The organism is Spirillospora sp. NPDC052269 (assembly GCF_040679435.1).
Taxonomy (GTDB): domain Bacteria; phylum Actinomycetota; class Actinomycetes; order Streptosporangiales; family Streptosporangiaceae; genus Spirillospora.
The window spans coordinates 278,622-303,294 of sequence record NZ_JBFAUU010000012.1; the positions used below are offsets into that span (position 1 = coordinate 278,622).

The window sequence follows — 24,673 nt, forward strand, 5'->3', positions numbered from 1 at the left end:
CAGGCCAGAGTCGCAACGCCATGGGCCTTCTGACCAGTGGGCGGGCTCAGGTCCGCCCCCGTCTCCTCTTCTGCGCGGCCTCGGACGGCCTGAGCAGGAGCGTCCGGCAGGTTGGGCGAGGTCAGAGGCCGAGGGCGGACAGGCCGGGGTGGTCTTCGGGCCGGGGGCCCTGGGGCCAGTGGAAGAGCCGCTCCGACTCTGCGATGGGGACGTCGTTGATGCTGGCGTGCCGCTCCGTCATCAGGCCGTCGTCGTCGAACTCCCAGTTCTCGTTGCCGTAGGAGCGGAACCACTGGCCGGTCTCGTCGTGCCACTCGTAGACGAAGCGGACGGCGATCCGGACCTCGTTGTAGGCCCACAGCTCCTTGATGAGGCGGTACTCCAGCTCGCGGTTCCACTTGCGGGTGAGGAAGTCGACGATCTCCTCACGGCCGTTGACGAACTCGGCGCGGTTGCGCCACCGGCTCTCGGGCGAGTAGGCGAGCGAGATCTGTTCGGGTTCGCGGGTGTTCCAGGCGTTCTCCGCGGACCGCACCTTCTGCGCCGCGGTCTCCGCGGTGAACGGCGGCACGGGCATACGTCGCTCGGTCATGACGTCTCCTTCCATCTCGGCGAGAACGGTCGTTCTCACCTCATCGGGCTACAATACGAGAACGATGGTTCTCGCACCAGAGGGAGCGGCGTGACGGACACCGACAAGCCCCCTACCCAAGCTCGGGCCCCCCATGAGCCCGCCGCCGGCGCGCCGGACGCTCCCGCGCCCCACGCCAGTCCCATGTCCGCGGGACGCCTGGCCTTGGCGTGGGGCGCTGCGGACAATCCCGCGCCCCGCGTCAACGCGCCCGACACCCGTTCACCGGGCAGCGAGGCGTCCAACGCTCGGAGGCCGAGCGCCGACGAGAGCAGCGGTCGCGCGCCGGTGGCCGACAGCGCACCCCACCCCCAGACGCCCGCTGGCGAGACGGCCGCTGGCGAGACGGCCGGTGGTGGCGAGGCCCGTGGCCGGACGCCGGGCCGCGCCAGGACCGAGGGGCGCGCTGCGGCCGAGGACGAGGTTCGGGGCCGGGTGCTGGACGCGGCCGAGCGGCTCTTCTACGGCCAGGGCGTCCAGGCCGTGGGCATGGACGCCGTCCGCACGGCCTCCGGAGTGACCCTGCGGCGGCTCTACCAGCTGTTCCCGTCCAAGTCGGCGCTGGTCGAGGCCTATCTGGCCCGCCGGGACGAACGCTGGCGCGAAGCGCTCGCCCAATACGTCGCGGCGAGCGAGGGAACTCCACAGGAGCGTGTGCTGGCCGTGTTCGACTGGCTGGCCCGATGGTTCACCGAGGACGGCTTCCGCGGCTGCGCCTTCATCAACTCGTACGGCGAGCTGGGCGCGACGTCCCCCGAGGTGGCGGAAGCCGCCCGCCATCACAAGGACGCCTTCCGCGCCTATATCGGGCGACTCACGGAAGCCGCCGGAGCCCCACCGGCGACCGCCACGCACATCGCGCTCCTCGCCGAAGGCGCCATCACCACCGCGGCCATCTCGGACTCCCCCGCCCCCGCCGAGGACGCCAAGCGCGCCGCGCGGATCCTGCTCGCCGCGACGACGTCACCATCCACAGATCACCTCCCGTCCTGAACGCCGAACGGCCGAACGACCGGACGGCCGAACGCCCGACACCGTCGACGCTACGCCGGAGCGCCCGCGAAGGCATCGCCATCCACAACCTGTGGATAACTTTTGTGCACAACCGCTGAGCTTGCGAGAGAGCGCTGTATCACCACTGTCTCAACACGGTCGTCCCCAGGTTTTCCACGGAGTGACCCGGGGGTCAATCACCGCCGCCGTTCGAGCTCGCGGACGGTCTCGGCCGGCCTGCCCAGCAGCCGCAGCGCGGCCTCGCTGGGGGAGCCCGGCGCGGCCGTCCACGTGACGATCCGCTGATCGGGCTCCTCCGGAAGCTGAAGCGGCAGCTGCGCGAGCGTCAGCGGGCCGACCAGCGGATGGTGGAGTTCCTTCACGCTCGGGCCGCAGTCCCTCACCGCGTGGGACGACCAGATCGAGGCGAACCGGGGGCTCTTCATCGTCAGCTCGCCCACCAGCGCCGCGATCCGCGGGTCGTCCGAATGACGCCCGGCGGCCATCCGCAGGTGCGCGACGACCTCCTCGGTCTTGCCGTCCCAGTCGACGAACAGCTCGCGCATGTGCGGGTCGAGGAACACCATCCGGGAGATGTTCGGACGTTCCGCCGGCCGCGCCGGAGCGTCGAAGTCCAGGTGCCCGCCGAAGACCGCGTGCCCGAGGCGGTTCCAGGCCAGGATGTCCGTGAAGCGCCCCATGACCATGATCGGCACGTCCGGCGCGGCCTCCAGGAGCTGCGTGACGACCGGGTCCAGCCGCTCACGCGGGGCGCGCCGCCGCGCCGCCGGACGCGCGCCCGCCGTGTTCAGTGACCGCAGGTGGATCCGCTCGGCCTCGTCCAGGCGCAGCGCGTCCGCGAGCGCCGCCAGCACCCCGTCGGACGCGTTGCGGCTCTGCCCCTGCTCGAGCCGCGTGTAGTACTGGACGCTGACGCCCGCGAGCTGGGCCAGCTCCTCGCGCCGCAGCCCGGGGACGCGCCGCCGCGTCCCGTAGCTGATCAGGCCGACGTCCTCCGGGGTCAGCCTCGCGCGCCGCGACTTCAGGAACGTGCCGAGATCGGTGTCCAGCTCCATGATGTCCAGTATGTCCGGAGTGACGGGAGGGATCCTGTCCCTGCGAGTAGTACCAATCGGTGGGTTCTGGGCAGCCCGGAAAGGGCCGGGCAGATTCGTCGGCGACCGGCGGGACCGTCCCCCGGCGCAGCCAGACGAGGACCCGCCATGTCCGTCCTGACCGAACCCCCCAGCGCCGCGGCCGCGGTGACCGACCGGATGTCCGGCCGGCAGAGACTCGTGCTGGCGCTGCTGCTCGGCGCGCAGTTCATGCTGGCGGTCGACTTCTCCATCCTCAACGTCGCGCTCCCCGACATCGGTCGCGCGCTCGGCCTGTCCCTCGGCGGGCTGCAGTGGATCGCGACCGCGTTCGCGCTCCCCGCCGCCGGGTTCACCCTGCTTTTCGGACGGGTCGCCGACCTTTTCGGCCGCCGTCGCATGTTCATGGCCGGACTGCTCCTACTCACGGCCGGCTCTCTGGTCGGCGGCCTGTCGAACGGCCAGACCATGCTGCTGACCGGCCGCGTCCTGCAGGGACTCGCGACGGCCATCGCCACCCCGGCCGCGCTGTCGCTGCTCACCACCGCCTTTCCGGAGGGACCGCTACGGCGCCGCGCGCTCGGCCTGAACGGCGCGCTCATGGCCGCCGGATTCGCCGCGGGGGCGCTGTTCGGCGGCGTCCTCACCCAGGGGCTGAGCTGGCGCTGGACGTTCCTCGTGAACGCGCCGGTCGCGGCCGTCATGCTGGTCGCCGCGCCCGTCCTGCTCGCCGCCGACCGCGGCCGATCCTTGGTGCGCCTGGACGTCCCCGGCGCGGTCACCGTGACGGGCGGCCTGCTCAGCCTGGTCTACGGCGTGACCCAGGCGGGACACGTGGGCTGGACGGACCCGGTCGCGCTCGTCGCGGTCGCCGCCGGAGTCGTCCTGCTCGCGCTTTTCGGCCTGATCGAAACCCGCGCCGCCGAGCCGCTGGCGTCGGTGCGCGTCCTCACCAAGCGGACGGTCGGCTGGGGCAACCTCGGCGGCTTCACCGTCTTCGCGATGGAGACCGCGATCGTCTTCCTGATGACCCTCTACCTGCAGAACGTCCTCGGCTACTCGGCGCTGGTCACCGGCCTGGTCTTCGGCGTCCCCGGGGTGACCGCGGCGATCGCGGGCGTCGTCGGGCCGCGCCTGATCGGACGCATCGGCGCGCACGCGAGCCTGGTGCTCGGCCTGGCCGTCCAGGCGCTGTCCAATCTGGCGCTGCTCGCGCTCGGCACCGACCGCGGCGCCGGCCTGACGCTCGTGCTGGTGACCAGCGCGATCGGCTTCTTCGGACACGTCTACGGGATCGTCGCGTTCACCGTCACCGCCACGTCCGGCCTCCCGGACGACGAGCAGGGCCTCGCGACCGGCCTCACCACGATGTCCCAGCAGATCGCGTTCACCCTCGGCATCCCGCTGATCAGCGCCGTCGCCGCGGCCCGCACGGGCTCCTCGACCGCCGCGTCCGACCTGCTCTCCGGCATGCGCCTGGCCATCGGCGTGGACGTCGCGCTGACCGTCCTGGTCATCGCCCTGATCGCCTTCTTCCTGCTCCGCGCCCCGCGCAGGGCCGCGGCCAACTGACACACGACAGTGTCCGCCGCTCAAGACCCGTCGACGATGCGCACCCCGTCCGCCGAGGTCCGCCCGACCGGGGGCGCCGCCTCGACGGACGGCGGGGCGGCGACGGACTCGAAGACCGCCTGAGCGGCACGGACGAACGCCGCCGTCGCCGGAGAACGCGCGTCGCGCGGCCAGCCGACCGACAGGACCGCCGGCTCGATGTCCACGACCGGGATGTAGGCGAGTTCGGCACGCGGATAGGCGCGCGTCACCCACGCGGGCAGCAGGCAGACGACGCAGCCGAGTTCCACGAGCCGGAAGACCTGTGTCAGGTCGGACACGGGCGGACGGGGTTCGGCGACGAGCCCCCGCTCCTCCGCCCTGACCTGCCGGTCGGTGAACGGGGGAGGCGTCTCGCCGGGGACGGCCGGCGACCCGTCCGGCAGCAGGCGTCCCGACAGATCGGCGAGCATCAGGCTCGTGCGCGCGGCCAGCGGATCGTCCGCCGCCAGGGCGGCCATCCGGGGCTCGGAACGCAGTGGCTCGAAATCCAGGCCACGGTCGTCGAACGGGCTGAGCAGCAGGGCGACGTCGGCGAGCCCGTCACGGAGCGCCTGCGGCTGCTCGCCGCGCCCGCCCCACACCAGTTCCACCGGCAGCGCGGCGTCCTCCTGCTGGTAGGCGGCCAGGATCGCCGACAGCATGCCGCCGTCGGCGTCGGCCTTCAGTGCGAGCCGCAATCGAGGCGTTGGCTGACCCGCGTGGCGGACCCGCCGTCCGGCTGCGCCTACTGATTCAAGGACGGTCCGGGCGTCCCGCAAGAGAACCTCACCGGCAGGCGTCAGCGAGACGCTCCGCGTGGTGCGTTCCAGCAGTTTGACCCCGAGCTGACGTTCGAGTTCGCGGATGGCCCGGGACAGCGGCGGCTGGGCCATTCCCAGGCGCGCGGCGGCGCGGCCGAAGTGAAGCTCCTCCGCGACCGCGACGAAGTAGCGGAGTTGCCGCACCTCCAGATCACTCATATCCGGAGGGTATCAATCGCGATCGAAGTGGTCCTTCAGCTTCACCGCGGGCCCGGGTTGGCTGACCGGTACATCCCCTTCCGGAGGTTCACCAATGATCGTCGTCACGGCTCCCACCGGCCAGATCGGCCGCCAGGTCCTCGGCATCCTCATGGACGCGGGCGCGCCCGTCCGCGTCATCGCCCGCGCCCCGGCCCGCCTCCCCGCGCGCGTGCGTGAGGACGCCGAAGTCGTCCAGGGTTCGCACAGCGACAGGGACGTCCTCACCAAGGCGCTCACCGGTGCCGACAGCGTCTTCTGGCTCGTCCCGCCGGACCCCACCGCACCGAGCTTCGAGGACCGCTTCCTCGACTTCGTCCGCCCGTTCTGCGAAGTCATCACCGAAACCGGCGACGAAGACCTGCGCGTCGTCGGCGTCTCCACGCTCGGACGCGGCGTCGCCCGGAACGCGGGCCAGATCTCGGCGAACCTCGCGACGGACGAGATGATCGAGGCGACCGGCGTCCGCTTCCGCGCTCTCGAACTGCCGGGCTTCATGGAGAACATGCTGCGGAACGTCCCGTCCCTCAAGGCCGCGGGCATGTTCGCCGCACCCGTCACGCCGGACCGGAAGCAGCCCGCCGTCGCCACCCGCGACATCGCCGACGTCGCCGCGCGCCTCCTGCTCGACCCGACCTGGGACGGCCAGGAAGGCGTCCCGGTCCTCGGCCCCGAGGACCTCTCGGCCGACGACATGGCCCGCGTCATGTCGGACGTCCTGGGCCGCCCGATCCGCTTCCAGCAGGTGTCGCCTGAGGAGCAGAAAGCCACTCTGACCGGCTACGGAGCGAGTGAGGACTTCGCCCAGGGCCTGAACGACATGATGACCGCCATCGACCGGGACGGCATCTACCACGCCCGGCCGCGCACCCCCGAGGCCGGGAGCCCCACGTCCTTCCGCCAGTGGTGCGAGGACGTCCTGAAGCCCGCCGTCGAAAACTAGCGAGAACGAACGAGAACGAAACCGATCGGGCGCCGCGCTCGTTGATCGGGCGTGGCACTCGTTGCGTTCATGTCGGTCCCCGGGTTCGTGCTCGCGCTGATCACGTTCGCCGTCCTCGACCACCTCGGCTGGTGGGCGAACCGCCGGTTCCATCTGCCCTGGCGAAGGGACGACACCGGACGCCCCGTCTCGGCGAACTCGGTCGGCGAACTCGGCGCGTTCTTCCACGGCACGCACCGCCACCAGCGGGACCAGCGGGCCTCGTCGCTCATGATGCGGGACGACGAGACCGACGGCGCCCCACCCCGCACCCGCGTCAACCTCGACGCCGGAACCGCCATCGTCCGGCTCCCCTCGGAAGAGGCCTGACCGAAACCCCGGTCAGCCGAAAGCGTCGACCTTGCTCAGCCGGAACCCGGCCGGCCGCGGGCGCGGAGCTTGCTCAGCCGGAACCCCGGTCAACCGAGGGCATCGACCTTGCTCTCCAGAAGCGCGCGGTCACGGTCGTTCGCGCAGAGTTTCACGGCGAACTCGAGTTCGGAACGGGCCTCGTCGACACGTCCGAGGCGGGTGAGCAGCTCGCCCCGGACGCTCGGCAGCAGGTGCGAGTGCTCCAGACTCCCCGCCGTGACCAGGTCGTCCACGATCGGGAGGGCATCGGCCGGGCCGCGCGCCATCGAGACCGCGACGGCCCGGTTCAGCTCGACGACCGGGGACGGCGCGAGCCGTCCGAGCGCTTCGTAGATCTGGACGATCCGCTCCCAGTCCGTCTCCTCGACGGAGGGCGCGACCGCGTGGCACTCGGCGATCGCCGCCTGCAGTCCGTACGCGCCGAAACCGCGGCCGAGCCGCTCCGCGAGCGTCAGCGCGGCGCGTCCGCGGCCGATCGCGGCCTGGTCCCAGAGACCTCGGTCCTGGTGTTCGAGCAGCACCGGACCACCGTCAGGGCCGGTGCGGGCGGGGAACCGGGCGGCGGTCAGCTCGAGCAGGGCCAGCAGACCGTGCACTTCCGGCTCGTCCGGGACCAGGCGGCTCAGCACCCGCGCCAGCCGCAGCGCCTCCGCCGCCAGGTCGAGCCGGATCACCGCGTCGCCCGAACTCGCCGACGACCCCTCGGTGAAGATCACGTAGACGACGCTGAGCACCGAGCCGAGCCGCGCGGGCCGCTCGTCCGCCGCGGGCTGCGCGAACGGCACCCCGGCCGCCGCGAGGGTCTTCTTCGCGCGGGTGATCCGCGCCTGGACGGTCGCGGTCGGCGCGAGCACCGCCCGCGCGATCTCGTCGCTGGTCAGGCCACCGACGACGCGCAGCGTCAGCGCCACCCGCGCCTCCCGCGACAGGACGGGGTGGCACGCGACGAACATCAGCGACAGCACGTCGTCGTCGATCTGGTCCGGATCCCACAGCACCTCGCCGGAGTCCCGGACGGGGCCCGCGGGCGCGGCCCCCGACGCGGCGCCTCCCTCGCCCAGCTCGTGGGCCAGGGAGGCGTACCGGTCGTCCAGCGCGGAACGGCGGCGGAACGCGTCGATCGCGCGCCGCCGTCCCACCGTCAGCAGCCATCCCGCGGGGTTGCGCGGCACACCGTCGCGCGGCCAGCCGACCAGCGCCTCGGCCAGCGCCTCCTGCGCGAGGTCCTCGGCGAGCGCGAAGTCCCCGGTGTGGCGGGCGAGCGCGCCGACGATCTGCGCGGACTCGATCCGCCAGACCGCCGCCACCGCCTCCCGCCCGGTCATCTCAGAGCTGCCCCGTGGACTCGCGCCACGCGCGCTCCTTGCGGACCCACTCGTTGTCCTGCGGCATCTCGTCGATGCCGGTGACGCGCCGGATCTCGGTCTTGAAGCCCGGGCCCGTCACCGGCAGCCGCCGCGCCCACTCGACGACCTCTTCCTTGGACGCCACGTTGAGGATGTAGAAGCCGCCGAACAGCTCCTTGGTCTCGCCGTACGGGCCGTCGGTCACGATCGGCGGCTCGGACCCGTGGTCCACGACGACGCTCTCGGCGGCGTCGGCCAGGCCCTCGGCGGCGACCAGCACGCCTGCCCGGATCAGCTCCTCGTTGAACCGGCCGACGGTCTCCAGCATCTCGCCGAAGTCGGTGTCGGCCATCGAGGCGTAGGCCTCGTCGGTGGCGCGAAAGATCATCATGTACTTCACGGCTGCGTCTCCCTCATGCGTTCTCCGGGGCCTGCGTCCGGCCCCTTCACCCATAGGTCGAACGGGTGGAACGCCGGATCGACACGTCCGCGAAGTTTTTCCGAAGAACTTCCACCGGCACCGTGCGAGCGCCCGCGAACGGCCGAAACCCGCTGGTCAGCGCTCCTGGTAGGACTCCAGCCCCCGCAGGATCATCTCAAGGCCGAACTCGAACCGGTCCTCGCCGTCGATGCTCTCGGTGGACATCATCGGGCCGAGCAGCTTGACCGTGGACGGGAACCGCTCCGTCGGCAGGGACTGGAAGAACTCCCGAACCTGGCCGACGAACCGGTCCATGTACTCCTGCTCGGTCAGCCCGCTCGCCCGCCGCCGGGTCAGATGCAGCGAACCCTCGTACGCGTCGGCGTTGATGTAGAGGTACAGGCGCTCGACGCCCCAGACCGCGGCGTGCGGCGGGATCCCCGCGCCCAGCACGGCGGTCAGCAGCCACTCGTTGACGCGCAGCGAGTTCAGCCCGGTCGGGATGTCGCCGAGCGCCACGCGCGCGATGTCGGCGTGCGCGGACATCACCCGGTGGATCTCGTACGAGACCTGCTTGACCTGCTCGCGCCAGCGCGCCGGGTCCGGCTCGGGGAGCGCGATCTCCCCGCAGATCCGGTCGAACATGATGTCGAGCAGCTCGTCCTTGTTGGAGACGTGCGCGTAGAGGGAGGCCGGCCCCGTTTCGAGCTCCTGCGCGACGCGGCGCATGCTGAGCCCGTCCAGCCCCTCGGCGTCCAGGATCCGGATCGCGGTCTCGACGATGAGGTCCTGGCTGAGCGGCTGCTTCGCCGGACCGGCCGCCGAGCCCTTGCGCTGCTTGCGCCACGCGGGAACCGGGAGGGACCCGTCCGGGGCGTCCCCGCTCGCGATCGCCGCCGCCCGCGCCCGGGGCCTGCGTCCGGAGTCCTCCTGAGTCGCCATCCGCGCCCTCCCTCGTCCCGGACGGCCGCCGCCGACCGTCCACGAACATCGTACTGGACGACGAATGCCGTACTTGACACGAACGCTGATCGGAGCATAGAACGGTGTTCGTCAGCGAACGAACGGCGTTCGCACCCCCTAGGGAGAGGCCGCCATGAGCACCACGACCACAGAGCCCGGGAGCGGGCAGGGCGTCGCCGCCACCGTCCCCGAGACGCTCTACCGCTGGCGCTGGGTCGCCCTGATGGTGATCCTCGCGGGCGAGATCCTGGACATGCTGGACGCGCTGATCACCACGATCGCCGCCCCCACCATCCGCGCCGACCTCGGCGGCTCGACGGGCACCCTGCAGTGGCTCTCCGCCGGATACACCCTCGCCCTCGGCATCGGCCTGATCACCGGCGGACGGCTCGGCGACCTCTACGGGCGCAAGCGGATGTTCCTCGTCGGCGCGGCCGGATTCACGATCGGCTCGCTGCTGTGCGGCCTCGCGGTCTCACCGGGGATGCTCGTCGGGTCGCGGGTGCTGCAGGGCCTGTTCGGCGCGCTGATGCTGCCGCAGGGCCTCGGCCTGATCAAGGAGATGTTCCCGCCCAAGGAGATGGGCGCCGCGTTCGGCCTGTTCGGCCCGATCATGGGCCTGTCCTCGGTCGGCGGCCCGGTGCTCGCGGGCTGGCTCATCGACGCCGACCCGTTCGGGACGGGCTGGCGCATGATCTTCCTGATCAACCTCCCGCTCGGCGTCGCCGCCGTCGCCGCCGGACTGCGCTTCCTGCCCGAGGCCCGCGCCTCGCACGCCGGCCGCCTCGACCTGGTCGGCGCGCTGCTCGCCGCCCTCGGCGCCGGCCTGATCGTCTACCCGCTGGTGCAGGGCCGCGAGCACGGCTGGCCCGCCTGGACGTTCGCGATGATGGCCGCCTCCGCCGCGGTGTTCGCCCTGTTCGCCTGGTACGAGCTCCGCGTGCGGCGCGCCGGTGGCGACCCGCTCGTCACGCCGAGCCTGTTCCGCAAGCGCGGCTTCAGCGGCGGCCTCATCGTCGGCCTGGTGTTCTTCTCCGGGATGACCGGGTTCGCCCTGGTGTTCGGCCTCTACACCCAGCTCGCCCTCGGCTACTCGCCCCTCAAGGCCGGCCTCGCGCAGATCCCGTGGTCGCTCGGCATCATCGCCGGGTTCGGCGCCGCCCAGGCCGTGGTCCGCTTCGGCCGCCGCGTCATCCACGCCGGGACGGTCGTCATGGCGGCCGGCGTGGGCGGCGTCATTCTCAGCCTGCACCTCGCCGGTTTCGGCGTCAGCCCCTGGCAGCTCGCCCCCGCCCTGATCGTCACCGGGATCGGCATGGGCCTGATCATGGCCCCCTTCTTCGACACCGTCCTCGCCGGGGTCGAGCCGCACGAGACCGGCGCCGCGGGCGGCACGCTCACCGCCGTCCAGCAGCTCGGCAGCGCCCTCGGGGTCGCCGTCCTCGGCACCGTCTTCTTCGACCGCCTCGGCGCCCACCTCACCGCGGACGGCCCCACCTTCCAGCACGCGATGGACGCCACTCTGGCGGCCGTCATCGCCCTCCTCGCCGCCGCCTTCGCCGCCGCCTTCCTCCTCCCCAGGCAGGCCCGCGCGACCACTGACCACTGACCACCCGCACTCTGCCCGGAAACGAAAAGAAGGGGGCTCCACGCGGCCGTAGCGAGATCCGCTCGGCCGCGTGGATTCCCCCGACATCCGCCACATGCTCGACAACACCCTGCGTCCCTCACCCCCCAGGTTGGGATCGCTGGTGACGGAGCCGCCCGGCGGACCCGTCCGAGGCTAGCGATGCCCCCATCGACAGGTTGCCCCTTCCCGGCCGCCTGCGCCGAACGGCATCCCTCAGGCGACGAACGGTCCCTGGCACCCATGCACAACCGGAGGTCGAGAACGCTCCGATCCCAGCGGGTTTTGTCGGATCGGGCCGCTAACGTGACATCCCGTCGGTACAGGACGAGTCACGTTGGGGCACCGCATGGCGGACGGCGAGTCGACCAGGAAACTCGCCCCGATCAAGGGGCGCGCGGACGGCCGGCTGTCGGACCTGCGCCGCCTCATGGCGGAGGAGCCGGCCGATCCGGACGTCGTGGAGAAGGCGCGGCGGCTCAAGGAGACCGCGCTGCTCGACTTCGGCATCGGGCAGAGCACCGTCGCGTCGTGGCTGTACTCCAAGTGCCACCACCACATACCGACCACCGCGATCCCCACGGCGGCGGTGATCGCCACCGGCGACGGCACCTGCGCCCTGCTCTACAACCCGTACTTCTTCCTCGAGCTCGACCACGAGGGCGTCAAGTTCGTCCTGTTCCACGAGGCGCGGCACCTCATGCACCGGCACCTCTACGTGGACGAGGTGCTGCGCGGCGACCCGAGGTTCACGCTGGCCGCCGAGGTCGCGATCAACCACGTCGCGCTGCTCCGGCTCCGCCGGTCCTCGCTGCCCACCATCCAAGGCGAGGACGGCGGGCCGGCCGTCCCGGTCGGCGTCGACTCCCGCGAGGTCTACGACCAGTACAGGGAAGACCTGCGCGCGCAAGGCCTCACACCCGTGTCCTACGACGACTTCTGCTACACCGACCTCACGGTGTACGGCGAGCTGCTCCGCATGACGTCGCTCGAACCGCCCAGGCTCGTCTTCTGCGTCCACGGCGACGGCGAGGAGGAGACCGAGGACGGGCAGAGGATCCCGCTCGACGACGAGACCGTCGGGCAGATCGGCGAGGCGGTGCTGCGCGAGGTCGTCCAGGCCGCGCTGCGCGGCGACCAGGCCGCGCGCGGCGAAATCCTCGACATCGCCGACCGCTCCTCCGACGCCGGCGACCGGATCGAGCGGATGTGGGGCAGCCTCGGCCTGGACAAACTACGCGGCGCCACCCCGGCCACCCGCCGCGTCGACTGGTGGCAGCGCTGGCTGGTCGACGTCCTCACCTCGAAGCTCGAGGAGGGCGAGCGCCTGATCTACCCGAAGAAGCACGGTGCGATCATGCTGGCCCTCGGCCACGACCCGATGCTGACCCGGCGCGGGCCCGAGCGGACGAAGGTCGTGCTCGTCGCGTTCGACACGTCCGGGTCGATGCCCGACGCGGTCGTCGAGTGGCTGACCACGCTCGTCGGGCAGACCGACGGGGTCGAGGCCCACTGGCTCAGCTTCGACGGCGTCGTCATGCCCTTCGTCGCCGGTGAGCGGGTGTACGGCGGGGGCGGCACCGACTTCCAGAACGTCGTCGACTACGCGGAGGGACGGCTCGAGGTCGGCGGCAGGCTCCTCGACACCGAGCCCGACGCGATCATCATGGTGACCGACGGCTACGCGCGGCACGTCACCCCCGAGGAGCCCGACCGGTGGATCTGGCTGATCACCGACGGCGGCGACGACTGGCCCGAACGCCACCACAAGCCCATGGCCTGCCACCGGGTCACGTCCGGACGTTGACCGAGGAGAACACAGCCGTGCCCACCGCGCCGACGCAGCGCCGTCCCCCGCGACCCGACCGAGCCGACCAGGGCGAGCGGCAGTGGCGTCCCACCGCCACCTACCCGGATCCGCCGGACAGCGGCCCCACCGCCAAGCTCGAGAAGTTCATCGACGCGATGATCGAGACCGGGCAGACCGGCCAGATCTTCGGCGAGCACGGCATCGGGAAGACCTCCACGTTCGTCTCCTACGTCCCGGCCCGGTATCCCGGCGCCGAGCTCGTCGTCATCCCCGCGGCCAACCTCACGCCGGACGACCTGCTGGTCAACGCGCCGGTCCGCGACGAGCGCAGCGGGGAGCTCGCGCTGCGCCAGCTCGTCATGCGGCAACTCGTCCCGGGACGGCCGTTCGTCCTGCTCATCGACGACTCGCTGCAGGCGGGCAGCACCGTCCAGTCGCAGCTCATGCAGATCGCCTGCGACTGGAGCCTCGGCGAGTACGACCTGCGTGAACTGGGCTGCATCGGCGTCTTCCTCACCGACAACGAGTCGACGTCCGAGACCAGCGCGCGCCGCTCCGACCTGGCGATCCTCGACCGGATGGTCACGCTCCGGCTCACCGCGAACGACACCGCCTGGCGACGCGCCCTGGCCGAGCGCTACCCCGACTGGGACCTGCACGAGGTGTTCCGCCAGTGGGCCGCCCTCAGCCCGCACCTGCGCCACCTGTTCTCCCCGCGCACGCTGCAGCACGTCCTCGACTGCGCCCGCGCCGGATTCCCGCTGGCCTGGGGGCTGCCGCTGCTGAACGGCAGCCGGCTGGCGCTGGTCGACCGCAGGAAGGACGGCGAGCCCGGCCGCGACCGCACGTCCGAACTGCTCGACGGCATCGCGAAGGCGGTCGGCGCGAGCAACCCGGCGAGGGTGTCCGACCCGGTCCGCCGCATCCTGCGCGCCGCGATGCAGAACCGCTGGGCCGTCCTGCTGCAGGGCCCGCCCGGATGCGGCAAGACGGAGATCACCAAGCAGATCGCCCGGGAGGAGACGGGCCGTCAGCCGGTCTACTTCTCCCTGCCGGTCACCAACGTCGAGGACCTGTGCGTCCCCGTGCCGACCCCGGAGGGCTCGCTCGACGCGATCCTCACCCGCTCGCTGCTCGACCCGGCCCCCAAGGTCCTGGTCTGGGACGAGTACAACCGCCCGAAGGACAAGGCGACGTTCGCCAAGCTGATGGAGGTCACGCAGGAGTGGACGCTCGCCGGGCGTCCCATCCCCAACCTGCGCGCCCAGGTCGCGCTGCAGAACCCGCCGTACCATCTGGGCCGCAAAATGCAGGTGGCCAGCAACAATGTCGCGCAGGCGACGCGGTTCACGATCAGCTACGAGGTGCACCCGGACGACATTCCGGCCAACGAGTGGCTGATCTCGACGTACGGCGAGACGGCCGAGACCGTCCTGGAGTGGTGGAAGAACGACATCGACGACGAGGGCCGCGACTGGGTCACCAAGCGCACCCTCGAGCGGCTGATCAAGCTGCACCGCGTGGACCTGCCGCTCCAGTCCGGCCTGATCTACCTGGGTGAGGGCGAGTTCGCGCCGGTGCCGCTGACCGCGCTGGAGGCCCGCCTCGCCGGGATGCGCAAGACCGGTCTCGCCGAGATCGCGGGCGACCTGCCCGGCTGGGAGGCCCGGCTGTCCGCCGCGGCCGAGGCCTCCGCCGAGGGCACCGACGACACCGACCTGGTGCACCAGGTGTTCTCCAACGCCGAGGTGTCCCAGCTGGAACGGAACCTCGACGCGGTGGCCCGCCTGCTCCGGCACCTCCCTCCGAAGCTGCGGGCCACCTACCTCGTCGGGCAGGCGCCGGAGCGGCAGCGATTCTGGGTGACGGCCCTGGGCCGGATGGCCGAGCTCGCCACCGCCGACCGGGGCTAGAGCACGGGGGTCACCTGGGGCTTCTCGTCCTTCCGGTCCTCATCCTCGTCCTCCTCTTCGCCTTCGTCCTCGTCCTCCTCGTCCTCCCACCAGTCCTCGTCGTAGTAGAGGTCCTGTTCCTCGAGCTCCGAGATCGCGGGGATGTCCACCGCGGACTGCTCGTGCTCGACCGTCCAGGAGTTGCGGAAGAAGTCGAACCGCAGGTGGAAGTGGTCGGCGGCCTCGGTGAACAGGATCGGGGGGACGAGGAGGTCGAGCGCCCCGACGACGGTCTCGGTCGTGACGAACCCGATCGCGGTGAATCCGGGACCGTCGCAGGACGCGAAGTTCACCGGCGTCATCGCCCTCTCGCTGAGGACGTGGATGAGGTTGCCCTCGACGACGAACCGGCCCGGGTCGAGGACGACCTCCTCGCCGAGCATCAGGATCGGCGCGGGCATGACCTTCGCCTTCGCCTTGTCCTGAAGCCGGGCGTAGTGGCTGACGGCGCTGTCCATGCGCGTCGTGTCGTAGTTCGTCGCGCCGCCCATGTGGAACGAACAGCAGGGCTCGATCTGGTCGCTCCCCTCCTCCGGCTCGGGGAAGAGCAGCGACTTGTCGAACGGCAGGACGGCCGACTCGCTGCGCCGGTCCGCCAGGAACCCCGGAACCCACCCGGCGTCCTCGGCCTCGATCGCCTCCGACTCGCACAGGTCGCGGAACGCGGTGTCGCCGACCTTGCAGTTGAAGTAGTCGAGCAGCGTGATCGCCGCGCACTCGGCGGCCGTGAGGTCGTCGCCCTTGGCGAACCAGAAGTCGTAGCCGTTCGCGACGAACTCCACGCCGCGGAACCGCTTGTGCAGGAACGGCTCGCCGTCCGCGTCGCTCGGGGCGAGACCGTTCCAGTGCGCGGCGGCGACCTGGTTGTAGTAGGCGTCGGCGTGCCGCGCGAGCTCGGGGGCGAAGACGCTCTCGCCGGTCAGGTAGGTCGCCTTGCTGAACAGCGCGCCGATCTCCGGGTCGTTCCCGAGCCCGGCCTCGGTGAAGACCAGCTCGGTGCGCAGGAAGATCTTGCGTCCGTCCCGGTAGGGCGCACCCTCGTGCTCGTACCGCTGGTCGAAGACGACGCAGGTCAGCGCCGGGATCTCGGTGAGCGAACCCCCTTCGCCGAGATCGAGGACGGGCTCACCCGCCCCCGAACCCCCGCTGAGGTACAGCAGGACCGTGTACCGCGACACGTGCTCGCGCGAGGCGTCCCGGTACGGCGTGTCGCGATGACGATGGAAGTTGGCGTCACCGGGCTCGAAGCGATTGCACCGGAACACCGGGTTCACGTGCGAGAACCCGGCCATCGCCGTCTCGGGCATCGCCTTCGCCACCGCGGGCGCGAGGGCCTCGGCGAGCAGCGCCGAGTGGAAGATGAACCGCTCGCCGCCCCGTGACGCCGAGTTCAGCGGCCGGCTGTACAGCCCCAGCGAGTCGAGCCCCTCCAGACAGGCGCGGGTGGCGTCCGGAAGGCGCATCGAGAACGAGAACGCTCCCTCGGCGAACTCCTCCGGACCGTCCAGCTCGAACTCCAGGGGGACGTCCATGAACAGCCGGTCGAGCGGAAGGATGTTCTCGAACGTCCGGTACGACAGCTCGTGCGGATCCACGAAGACCGCCGCGAGATACTGCGCGTCCTCGATCGGACGCGCGAAGAGCTCGCGCGTCTCCTCCCCGATCAGTTCGGCGTCGACGAACCGCACCGCCTTGAACCGGGCCGTCGGGTGCCAGGACACCGCGAGCCCGTCGACCGTGGCCGCGGCCTCGCCGGTGGTCGCGTCGACCTCCGCCCGGTACCGGACGGCCTCCTCCTCCGAGGCCGTCCCGGCCGACAGGGCGAAGAACCGATCACGCAGCTCGATGCTCACGAGCACCTCCAGATGACGCGTAGCGCGGGTGGGAGCTGGGGGGCGTGCGCGAGCAGCTTCGCGCCGTCGGATCCGACGTCGGCGCGGTGCAGCAGCAACCGCCGGAGCGAGCCGGCGAACGGCGCCTCCAGCAGCGTCCGCACCCCCTCCGCGCCGATCTCGTTGTAACGAAGGTCGAGCTCGGTGAGCTTCTCGAAGCGATGGAGCGCGGCGACACCGTCCGCCGTGATGGAGTTCCGCTGAAGATGCAGCCGGTGGACGCCACTGAACATCGGGGAATCGGCGAGCGCCCTCAGCCCCGAGTTCCCGACCTCGCAGTACCGCAGGTCGAGAACCCCGAGCCGCCCCTCCGCGTCCGGGACGTCACTCCGGAGCAGGCTCGACACGGCAAGGGTCCGAGCGCCGAGGGCACCGATGCGCAGGTACGACAGGTCGAGCTCGGCCAGCCGCCCGACGCTCAGCGTCGCCAGCCCGCCCGTCTCGACGAACGAGGCCGGAACGGGATCACCGTCGTCATCGACCCCCTCGTCCTCGTCCCAGTAGTCCTCCCCGCCCTCGGGCGACGTGATCCGCAACGCCGTCACGAACGGCGACCGCAACACCTGCTCGATCGCCACGGGCGCGTCATCGGACCACTCGACCGCCACCCGCGCCGCGAACCCGAACCGCCGCTCGAGGACCACCGCCTTCTCGGGCAGCCCGGCGTCCCAGCCACCCCGGTGCCGCTTCTCCAGCGCCGCGAGCTCGCGATCCAACGGCCCCCGCCGCCGAGGCGCGACCCGGGCCCGCCGCCGCTCGAGCCGGATCACCTCCCCCCGAGCGTCCCCCCGCTCCCGCAACCACTCCCCGTACAAGTCCCACGAGGCCAAGTCACCGGGATCCTCCCGCAGCCTCCGCTCAACCGCCTCAATTTCCACCCCCAGCACATTAGACACCCCCACCGACAATCCACCCGCGACCAGAAACCTGACCCAAAGAAGCGCTCCCAGTCGGCCACAACACCCCGGCCGCCTGCCCTAGCGAATGGCACCCACACGCCACCATGTGAACAATTCCGCTGGTCAGCGCACATTTCTTCGGGCATGTCGCATCAACTGCACAACAAGCCCACGCTCATGCGCCACCAACCACTTCGCTCCCGGAGCAGGCCATGTCGCCGCGGAGCCCCCAAGGCACCCAGCCGACGCCACCGTCAACGCGTCCCCCGGCCATCCCAAGCCCACGGCATCCCGCCGCCACCACAGCGCACGGCTCCCGACGTTCCATCCCCACCACGACACCGCTCGCCCCCCGTCCGCCGCTTGGATGATGCGCAAATGTCCGGCCCGCATGCTGCTCGAACTCGATCGCCGATATTGGCTGGCCGACATGCGCTCCTTCGAGCACCGACTGAGGGCTGACGCACGTCAGAGATGTGACGCCCTCATTGAGGGACGCCTGGACTGGATCGTGATTGCGATGAGCAGAAGAAGCACAGGCCGATTCCCGTACCATCGACTCCTTCTCCGGCAGACACGATCGGCAAGATGTGTCGCAGCACATGCGCGTCCCACCGAAAGCGATGGCATGCCGCCGAACCCGATGCGGTACTACCCCGGACGGCCAAGCCCCCCTCCCCGATCGGAGCACGAACTGATGAGCGCTGACATGGCATGGGAACGGATCCTGGGCTGGCTGGACGGCCACGCCCCGGCCACCATCGAGTACCTCGGCATACCTGCCGACCCATCGGACATCAAGTCCGTGCAGGAGGCTCTGAGCGTCGTTCTGCCGGCAGACCTCGTGGCCTGGTGGGAACGGAGCAACGGTGCCGCTCTGAAGCCCTCTGGTCACCCCTTCCAACTTCTCCCGGGTTACTCCCTCTACACCGCTGAGGAGGCACTGCGGGGACGTGGAGTCTGGCTGCAGGTCTGGCGGGACGACGCGATCGCTCTCGGGCAATACAGCTCCGAGGACTACGCCCGGGTCGGGGCTCGTCCAGCGGGCGCGCATGCGGGGATGTGGTTGCCGAGTTGGCTGCCCATAGCGGGCAGCGGCGGCGGAACCGACCTGTTCGTGGATCTGCGACCTGGGCCACGGCATGGCTGCGTCCGCGAGTTCGACAAGGCCTCCGCCGATGGCGACGTCCGCTGGGACGGCATCACCGCGATGCTCCTGGACGTCGCCGAATCGCTGGAGACCGGCCGCCCGCTCGATGGAGAGCGTCCCCATGTCACCGACGGGCTCCTCCACTGGGAGCGAGGCGTCCGGTACGACGACGAGTAGGGCCGGCGCGTGAGAGGCGACTCTCCCTGCCGGATAGGGAGGCCGGAAAGCCTCTAAACGACCAAGAGCCCGGTTCAGGATGAACCGGGCTCTGAGGTGAGGTTGAGGTGGGCGTACCAGGACTTGAACCTGGGGCCTCATCCTTATCAGGGATGCGCTCTAACCGACTGAGCTATACGCCCTCAACTGCGCCACCGTCTTGCGGCGACGCATGTGAGATTACCGCATGCCGGAGGGTATGCGGTAATCGATTTTCACTCGGCCTCCTTGAGGGTGACCTCGACGCCGCCGACCAGGTCGGCGGCGAGGTTGTAGATCACCGAGCCGACCGTGGAGAGGGCCGTGATCAGCATGACGTTCAGGGCTCCGACCAGGACGGTGTAGCCGAGGACGCGGGGGAAGGAGAACCAGCTGCCGGCGTCGATGCCGCCGCTGTCCTCGCCCTGCTTGGAGGTGAGGTCCTGGACGGTGTTGGCGATGGCGTCGAAGACGCCGAGGCCGGACAGGATCATCCACAGGACGATGACGGCGACCAGCAGGACGACGAAGCAGACCAGCGACATCACGAAGCTGAACTTCATCACCGACCAGGGCTCCAGCCTGGCGAGCTGGAGCTGGGCCTTGCGGGCCGTCTTGGCGGACGCCGCCGGACGGGCCGCCGGGCCGGACGAGCCGGACGACGGCGCGGGGCGGGCCGGCGGGGGCGTGGCCGGACGGTCCTTCAGGACGGTGCCGGCGAAGCCTCCGCCGCCCGGCGCCGGGGCGGCCGCGGCCGCCGCCGACGGGGACTCGGCGCGGGTGAAGCGCTTGTCGGTGCGGTCGGCCGAGACCGAGTCGGCGGGCTCGGCCGGCTCGTCCCAGGCGGGCTTGGACGAGGCGCCCGCCACCGGACGGCCGGAGGCCTTGGCGGCGGAGCCGGTCTTGGCCGCGGCGGACGTCACGGTCCTCGACTTCGCCGAGGACGACCCCTCGACCTTGGGCAGGTCGTGCTTGGTCTCGTCGACGGACGGGGTGATGTCCACCTTCGTCTCGTCGCGGCCGGGCTTGGACGCGGCGGGAACGGCCTTCCCGCTGTCCGACGACCTCCCGGACGCCGACCCGTCGTCCCCCACGGGATTGTCCGAACCGGGCTCGCTGCTCACGTGACCTCCTGGCCTGGCGGCGCGGACGCGGCGGCGGGCGGGAGGGTCACTCGCCCTCGCCTCCCTCGGCCGTGTCGTCCTCGCCGGTGTCCTCCATGGACTCTACGTTCCTCGCGATCGCCACGACGCCGCCGCCGGACGCGAGGTTCATCAGCCGGACCCCCATGGTCTGCCGACCGGACTGCTTGATCTCCGCCGCGGTCGTCCGGATGACACCCCCGGAGGCGGTCATCGCGAAGACCTCGTCGTCCGGGCCGACCATCAACGCCCCTACCAACCTGCCGCGAGATTCCACGATCTTAGCGGTGAGGACTCCCTTACCCCCACGTCCCTGACGGGGATATTGGTCAATCGGGGTGCGCTTCGCATAGCCACCTTCGGTCGCCACCAGGACATCCTGGGACGGATCGGACGCAACCAGCATGTTCAGCAGGTGATGGTCGTCCTCGAACCGCATGCCGATCACGCCGGAGGTCGCCCGGCCCATCGGGCGCAGCGAGTCGTCGTCGGCCGAGAACCGGATCGACTGCGCGTTGGTGGACACCATCAGCAGGTCGTCGTCCGGGCACACCAGCCGGGCCGCGATCACCTCGTCGTCGTCAGCCAGGTTGATCGCGATGATGCCGCCCGTGCGCGGCGAGTCGAAGTCGCTCAGCGCGGTCTTCTTCACCTTGCCCTTGCCGGTGGCGAGCACCAGGTACGGAGCGACGTCGTAGTCGCGCAGGTCCATGACCTGGGCGATGTGCTCGTCCGGCTGGAAGGCGAGCAGGTTCGCGACGTGCTGGCCGCGCGAGTCGCGGCCGGAGTCCGGCAGCTCGTAGGCCTTCGCCCGGTACACCCGGCCCTTGTTGGTGAAGAACAGGATCCAGTGGTGCGTGGTGGTGACGAAGAACTGGTCGACGATGTCGTCCTGCTTGAGCTGCGCGCCGCGCACGCCCTTGCCGCCGCGCCGCTGCGCCCGGTAGTGGTCGGTCCGGGTGCGCTTGGCGTAGCCGCCGCGGGTGATCGTGACGACCACGTCCTCCTCGGCGATGAGGTCCTCGTAGGACACGTCGCCGTCGAAGGGGATGATCTCGGTGCGGCGCTCGTCGCCGTACTTCTCCACGATCGGCGCGAGCTCCTCGCCGACCATCGTGCGCTGCCGCTCGGGCGAGGCCAGGATCTCGTTGTAGTCGGCGATCTCGGCCATCAGCTTGTCGTACTCGTCGATGATGGCCTGGCGCTCCAGGGCGGCCAGCTTGCGCAGCTGCATGTCCAGGATGGCCTGCGCCTGGACCTCGTCGATCTCCAGCAGCGCCATCAGGCCCCGCTGCGCCTCCTGCGCGGACGGCGACCGGCGGATCAGCGCGATGACCTCTTCGATCCGGTCGAGCGCCTTCAGCAGCGCGCGCAGGATGTGGGCGCGCTCCTCGGCCTTGCGCAGCAGGTACCGGGTGCGGCGGACGATCACTTCGATCTGGTGCTCGACCCAGTGCCGGATGAACTGGTCGATGCGCAGCGTGCGCGGCACGCCGTCCACCAGCGCGAGCATGTTCGCGCCGAACGTCTCCTGCAGCTGCGTGTGCTTGTACAGGTTGTTCAGGACGACCTTGGCGACCGCGTCCCGCTTCAGGACGATCACCAGGCGCTGGCCGGTGCGGCCGGACGTCTCGTCCCGCACGTCGGCGATGCCCTCGAGCTTGCCGTCCTTCACCAGCTCGGCGATCTTGAGGGCGAGATTGTCCGGGTTGACCTGGTACGGCAGCTCGGTGACCACCAGGCAGGTGCGGTTCTGGATCTCCTCGACCTCGACCACCGCGCGCATGGTGATCGAGCCGCGGCCGGTCCGGTACGCCTCCTCGATGCCCTTGCGGCCGACGATCAGGCCGGCGGTCGGGAAGTCGGGGCCCTTGACCCGCTCGATCAGGGCCTCGAGCAGCTCGTCGTCCGCGGCGCCGTAGTTCTCCAGGTACCACTGGACGCCCTCGGCGACCTCGCGCAGGTTGTGCGGCGGGATGTTGGTCGCCATCCCGACCGCGATGCCCGCCGACCCGTTGACCAGCAGGTTCGGGTACCGCGACGGCATGACGGTCGGCTCCGCCGAACGGCCGTCGTAGTTCGGCGTGAAGTCGACGGTCTCCTTGTCGATGTCGCGCAGCAGCTCCATCGCCAGCGGGGCCATGCGGCACTCGGTGTACCGCATGGCCGCGGCCGGGTCGTTGCCGCGCGAGCCGAAGTTGCCGTTGCCGTCGACCAGCGGGTAGCGCATCGCCCACGGCTGGGCCAGGCGGACGAGCGCGTCGTAGATCGCCGAGTCGCCGTGCGGGTGGTAGTTGCCCATGACGTCGCCGACGACGCGCGCGCACTTGAAGTACCCGCGGTCGGGGCGGTAGCCGCCGTCGTACATCGCGTACAGGACGCGGCGGTGCACGGGCTTCAGGCCGTCGCGGACCTCGGGAAGCGCGCGCGCGACAATGACCGACATCGCGTAGTCGAGGTAGCTGGTCTGCATCCGCTGCTGGATGTCGACCGGCTCGATCCGCCCGCCGCCGCTCCCGCCGGTGCCCCCGCCATCGGTGGTCGTTTCAGTCACTTGCGTCAAACCTCTGCTCTAGTGGTTTCCGGCGGACTCAGATGTCCAGGAAGCGGACGTCCTTGGCGTTGCGCTGGATGAACTCGCGGCGCGGCTCGACCTCCTCGCCCATCAGGACGCTGAACAGCTCGTCCGCCTGCGCGGCGTCGTCCAGCTGGATCTGCATCAGCACGCGGCGGTCCGGGTCCATCGTGGTGTCCCAGAGCTCGTCGGCGTTCATCTCACCGAGGCCCTTGAACCGCTGGACCTGGTCGCGCGGGCGCGGGTCGCGCTTGCCGGCCGCGATGCCCTGCTCGATGACCTGGTCGCGCTCGGCGTCGGAGTAGACGTAGTCGGCGTCGCTGCCGGACGCGTTCCACTTGATCTTGTACAGCGGCGGCTTGGCCAGGTAGACGTGGCCGGCCTCGATCAGCGGCCGCATGAACCGGAAGAGCAGGGTCAGCAGCAGCGTGTTGATGTGGTGGCCGTCCACGTCGGCGTCCGACATCAGGATGATCTTGTGATACCGCAGCTTGGTGATGTCGAACTCGTCGTGCACCCCGGTGCCGAGGGCGGTGATGATCGCCTGGACCTCGTTGTTCTTGAGGATCTTGTCGATGCGCGCCTTCTCGACGTTCAGGATCTTGCCGCGGATCGGCAGGATGGCCTGGTACATCGGGTTGCGGCCACCCTTGGCCGAACCGCCGGCGCTGTCACCCTCGACGATGTAGACCTCGGACATCGCCGGGTCGGTGGACTGGCAGTCCGACAGCTTGCCGGGCAGCGAGGTCGACTCCAGCAGGCTCTTGCGCCGGGTCAGGTCGCGCGCCTGGCGGGCCGCCACGCGGGCGCGCGCCGCCTGCGTGGCCTTGTTGATGATCTCCTTGGCCTCGCCCGGGTTCTCCTCGAACCAGTCGCGCAGGTGCTCGTTGCACGCCTTCTGGACGAACGACTTGGCCTCGGTGTTGCCGAGCTTGGTCTTGGTCTGGCCCTCGAACTGCGGGTCGGCCAGCTTGATCGAGATGATCGCGGTGAGACCCTCGCGGACGTCCTCACCGGTGAGGTTGTCGTCCTTGTCGCGGAGCAGGCCCTTGTCGCGCGCGTACCGGTTGACGATCGTGGTCAGCGCGGCACGGAAGCCCTCTTCGTGGGTGCCGCCCTCGGCCGTGTTGATCGTGTTCGCGAAGGTGTGCACGGACTCGGCGTAGGACGCGTTCCACTGCATCGCGATCTCCACCGACATGCCCTCGGTGTCGTCGCTGAAGTAGATGACCGAGTCGTGGGCCTGTTCCTTCTTCGCGTTGATGTAGCGAACGAAGTCCTCGATGCCGCCCTCGTAGTGGAAGGTGACCTCGCGGGCGCCGCCCTCCTCGTCGATGTGGTCCGGACGCTCGTCCCGCAGGCTGATCGACAGGCCCCGGTTCAGGAACGCCATCTCCTGCATACGGCGGGACAGCGTCTCGAACGACCACTCGGTGGTCTCGAAGACGTCCTCGTCGGCCCAGAAGGTGATCGTCGTGCCGGTCTCGTCGGTCGGGTCGCCCTTCTCCAGCGGGCCGAGCGGGCCCTTCCAGTTGTAGGACTGCCGCCAGTAGTGGCCGTCGGTGCGGATCTCGGCGTCCAGGCGGGACGACAGAGCGTTCACGACCGCCGAGCCGACGCCGTGCAGGCCGCCGGAGACCGCGTAGGACTTGCCGTCGAACTTGCCGCCCGCGTGCAACGTGGTCAGCACCAGCTCGACCGCGGGCTTCTTCTCCACCGGATGCAGCCCGACCGGGATGCCGCGGCCGTTGTCGGTGACGCGGACGCCGTTGTCGGCCAGCAGCGTGACCATGATCGTGTCGGCGTACCCGGCGAGCGCCTCGTCGACCGAGTTGTCGACGATCTCGTAGACCAGGTGGTGCAGGCCGCGTTCCCCGGTCGAGCCGATGTACATGCCAGGGCGCTTGCGCACCGCCTCAAGACCCTCAAGGACAGTGATCGAACTAGCGTCGTACGCCAAAGGAGATCCTCCTGCCGGGGACGCTCGCCGTCCCGCGATTGACGCGGTGTGCCCCGT

19 protein-coding genes and 1 tRNA gene are annotated in these 24,673 nt (G+C 70.5%); 8 read left to right on the forward strand and 12 right to left on the reverse strand.

The features are described 5' to 3' along the window. Positions 1-121: 121 nt before the first annotated feature. On the reverse strand, positions 122-592 hold the full coding sequence (locus AB0L06_RS26480) for a nuclear transport factor 2 family protein (protein WP_500233789.1): 471 nt from the start codon (positions 590-592) through the stop codon (positions 122-124). A gap of 183 nt (positions 593-775) precedes the next feature. Here AB0L06_RS26480 and AB0L06_RS26485 point away from each other — a divergent pair, with 183 nt between their 5' ends. Continuing rightward, positions 776-1,624 (forward strand): TetR/AcrR family transcriptional regulator, encoded by an 849-nt coding sequence (locus AB0L06_RS26485; protein WP_500233790.1) that lies wholly within the window; start codon positions 776-778, stop codon positions 1,622-1,624. A 197-nt stretch (positions 1,625-1,821) separates the two neighbouring features. Here the strand turns inward: AB0L06_RS26485 and AB0L06_RS26490 are convergent, their stop codons facing one another. Beyond that, a complete protein-coding gene (locus AB0L06_RS26490; protein ID WP_500233791.1) occupies positions 1,822-2,700 on the reverse strand; it encodes a helix-turn-helix domain-containing protein in 879 nt (292 codons plus the stop codon). Positions 2,701-2,847: 147 nt separating this feature from the next. Between AB0L06_RS26490 and AB0L06_RS26495 the strand changes: the two genes are divergently transcribed. Further along, entirely contained in the window at positions 2,848-4,290 is a 1,443-nt protein-coding gene (locus AB0L06_RS26495; protein WP_500233792.1) for an MFS transporter, read from the forward strand. A 20-nt stretch (positions 4,291-4,310) separates the two neighbouring features. Here AB0L06_RS26495 and AB0L06_RS26500 read toward each other — a convergent pair whose 3' ends face one another. Further along, complete coding sequence (locus AB0L06_RS26500) at positions 4,311-5,291, reverse strand: LysR family transcriptional regulator (RefSeq protein WP_500233793.1); 981 nt, start codon at positions 5,289-5,291, stop codon at positions 4,311-4,313. Between the two features lie 94 nt (positions 5,292-5,385). Between AB0L06_RS26500 and AB0L06_RS26505 the strand changes: the two genes are divergently transcribed. Next, positions 5,386-6,273 (forward strand): NmrA family NAD(P)-binding protein, encoded by an 888-nt coding sequence (locus tag AB0L06_RS26505; RefSeq protein WP_500233794.1) that lies wholly within the window; start codon positions 5,386-5,388, stop codon positions 6,271-6,273. Positions 6,274-6,324: 51 nt separating this feature from the next. After that, positions 6,325-6,642 (forward strand): DUF6191 domain-containing protein, encoded by a 318-nt coding sequence (locus AB0L06_RS26510; RefSeq protein WP_500233795.1) that lies wholly within the window; start codon positions 6,325-6,327, stop codon positions 6,640-6,642. An 89-nt stretch (positions 6,643-6,731) separates the two neighbouring features. On the opposite strand, the gene AB0L06_RS26515 is transcribed toward AB0L06_RS26510, so the two are convergent. The 3 genes from AB0L06_RS26515 to AB0L06_RS26525 form a co-directional block, all read right to left on the reverse strand. Beyond that, positions 6,732-8,009: an RNA polymerase sigma factor gene (locus AB0L06_RS26515; RefSeq protein ID WP_500233796.1), complete on the reverse strand. Its 1,278-nt coding sequence runs from the start codon at positions 8,007-8,009 to the stop codon at positions 6,732-6,734. A 1-nt stretch (position 8,010) separates the two neighbouring features. Continuing rightward, positions 8,011-8,430, reverse strand: coding sequence for a YciI family protein (locus AB0L06_RS26520; RefSeq protein ID WP_500233797.1), 420 nt, complete (start codon positions 8,428-8,430; stop codon positions 8,011-8,013). A gap of 156 nt (positions 8,431-8,586) precedes the next feature. Then, positions 8,587-9,393 (reverse strand): TetR/AcrR family transcriptional regulator, encoded by an 807-nt coding sequence (locus AB0L06_RS26525; protein ID WP_500233798.1) that lies wholly within the window; start codon positions 9,391-9,393, stop codon positions 8,587-8,589. A gap of 154 nt (positions 9,394-9,547) precedes the next feature. Between AB0L06_RS26525 and AB0L06_RS26530 the strand changes: the two genes are divergently transcribed. The 3 genes from AB0L06_RS26530 to AB0L06_RS26540 all read left to right on the forward strand — a co-directional run bounded on the left by AB0L06_RS26530 (position 9,548) and on the right by AB0L06_RS26540 (position 14,764). Beyond that, the gene (locus AB0L06_RS26530; RefSeq protein WP_500233799.1) at positions 9,548-11,023 is read left to right on the forward strand and encodes an MFS transporter; all 1,476 of its coding nucleotides are present in this window, start codon (positions 9,548-9,550) and stop codon (positions 11,021-11,023) included. Between the two features lie 367 nt (positions 11,024-11,390). Beyond that, positions 11,391-12,848: a DUF2201 family putative metallopeptidase gene (locus AB0L06_RS26535; protein ID WP_500233800.1), complete on the forward strand. Its 1,458-nt coding sequence runs from the start codon at positions 11,391-11,393 to the stop codon at positions 12,846-12,848. A gap of 17 nt (positions 12,849-12,865) precedes the next feature. Then, positions 12,866-14,764 (forward strand): ATP-binding protein, encoded by a 1,899-nt coding sequence (locus AB0L06_RS26540; RefSeq protein WP_500233801.1) that lies wholly within the window; start codon positions 12,866-12,868, stop codon positions 14,762-14,764. On the opposite strand, the gene AB0L06_RS26545 is transcribed toward AB0L06_RS26540, so the two are convergent. Both AB0L06_RS26545 and AB0L06_RS26550 read right to left on the reverse strand, forming a co-directional pair. Next, the gene (locus AB0L06_RS26545; RefSeq protein ID WP_500233802.1) at positions 14,761-16,656 is read right to left on the reverse strand and encodes a hypothetical protein; all 1,896 of its coding nucleotides are present in this window, start codon (positions 16,654-16,656) and stop codon (positions 14,761-14,763) included. The two genes, AB0L06_RS26540 and AB0L06_RS26545, sit on opposite strands and share 4 nt — an antisense overlap. Beyond that, positions 16,653-17,465 carry a hypothetical protein gene (locus AB0L06_RS26550; RefSeq protein ID WP_500233803.1) on the reverse strand — a complete coding sequence of 271 codons (813 nt, stop codon included), beginning with the start codon at positions 17,463-17,465 and terminating at the stop codon, positions 16,653-16,655. The genes AB0L06_RS26545 and AB0L06_RS26550 overlap by 4 nt, the downstream gene beginning before the upstream one ends. Positions 17,466-18,291: 826 nt before the next feature. Between AB0L06_RS26550 and AB0L06_RS26555 the strand changes: the two genes are divergently transcribed. After that, complete coding sequence (locus AB0L06_RS26555; protein ID WP_500233804.1) at positions 18,292-18,921, forward strand: SMI1/KNR4 family protein; 630 nt, start codon at positions 18,292-18,294, stop codon at positions 18,919-18,921. 108 nt (positions 18,922-19,029) lie between these two features. Here AB0L06_RS26555 and AB0L06_RS26560 read toward each other — a convergent pair. The 4 genes from AB0L06_RS26560 to gyrB all read right to left on the reverse strand — a co-directional run bounded on the left by AB0L06_RS26560 (position 19,030) and on the right by gyrB (position 24,616). Further along, positions 19,030-19,103: transfer RNA gene (locus tag AB0L06_RS26560), tRNA-Ile, on the reverse strand. A 72-nt stretch (positions 19,104-19,175) separates the two neighbouring features. Next, on the reverse strand, positions 19,176-20,063 hold the full coding sequence (locus tag AB0L06_RS26565; protein ID WP_500233805.1) for a DUF3566 domain-containing protein: 888 nt from the start codon (positions 20,061-20,063) through the stop codon (positions 19,176-19,178). Between the two features lie 46 nt (positions 20,064-20,109). Further along, positions 20,110-22,635, reverse strand: coding sequence for a DNA gyrase subunit A (gyrA, locus tag AB0L06_RS26570; protein WP_500233806.1), 2,526 nt, complete (start codon positions 22,633-22,635; stop codon positions 20,110-20,112). Between the two features lie 37 nt (positions 22,636-22,672). After that, positions 22,673-24,616 (reverse strand): DNA topoisomerase (ATP-hydrolyzing) subunit B, encoded by a 1,944-nt coding sequence (gene gyrB / locus AB0L06_RS26575; protein WP_500233807.1) that lies wholly within the window; start codon positions 24,614-24,616, stop codon positions 22,673-22,675. Positions 24,617-24,673: the final 57 nt, after the last annotated feature.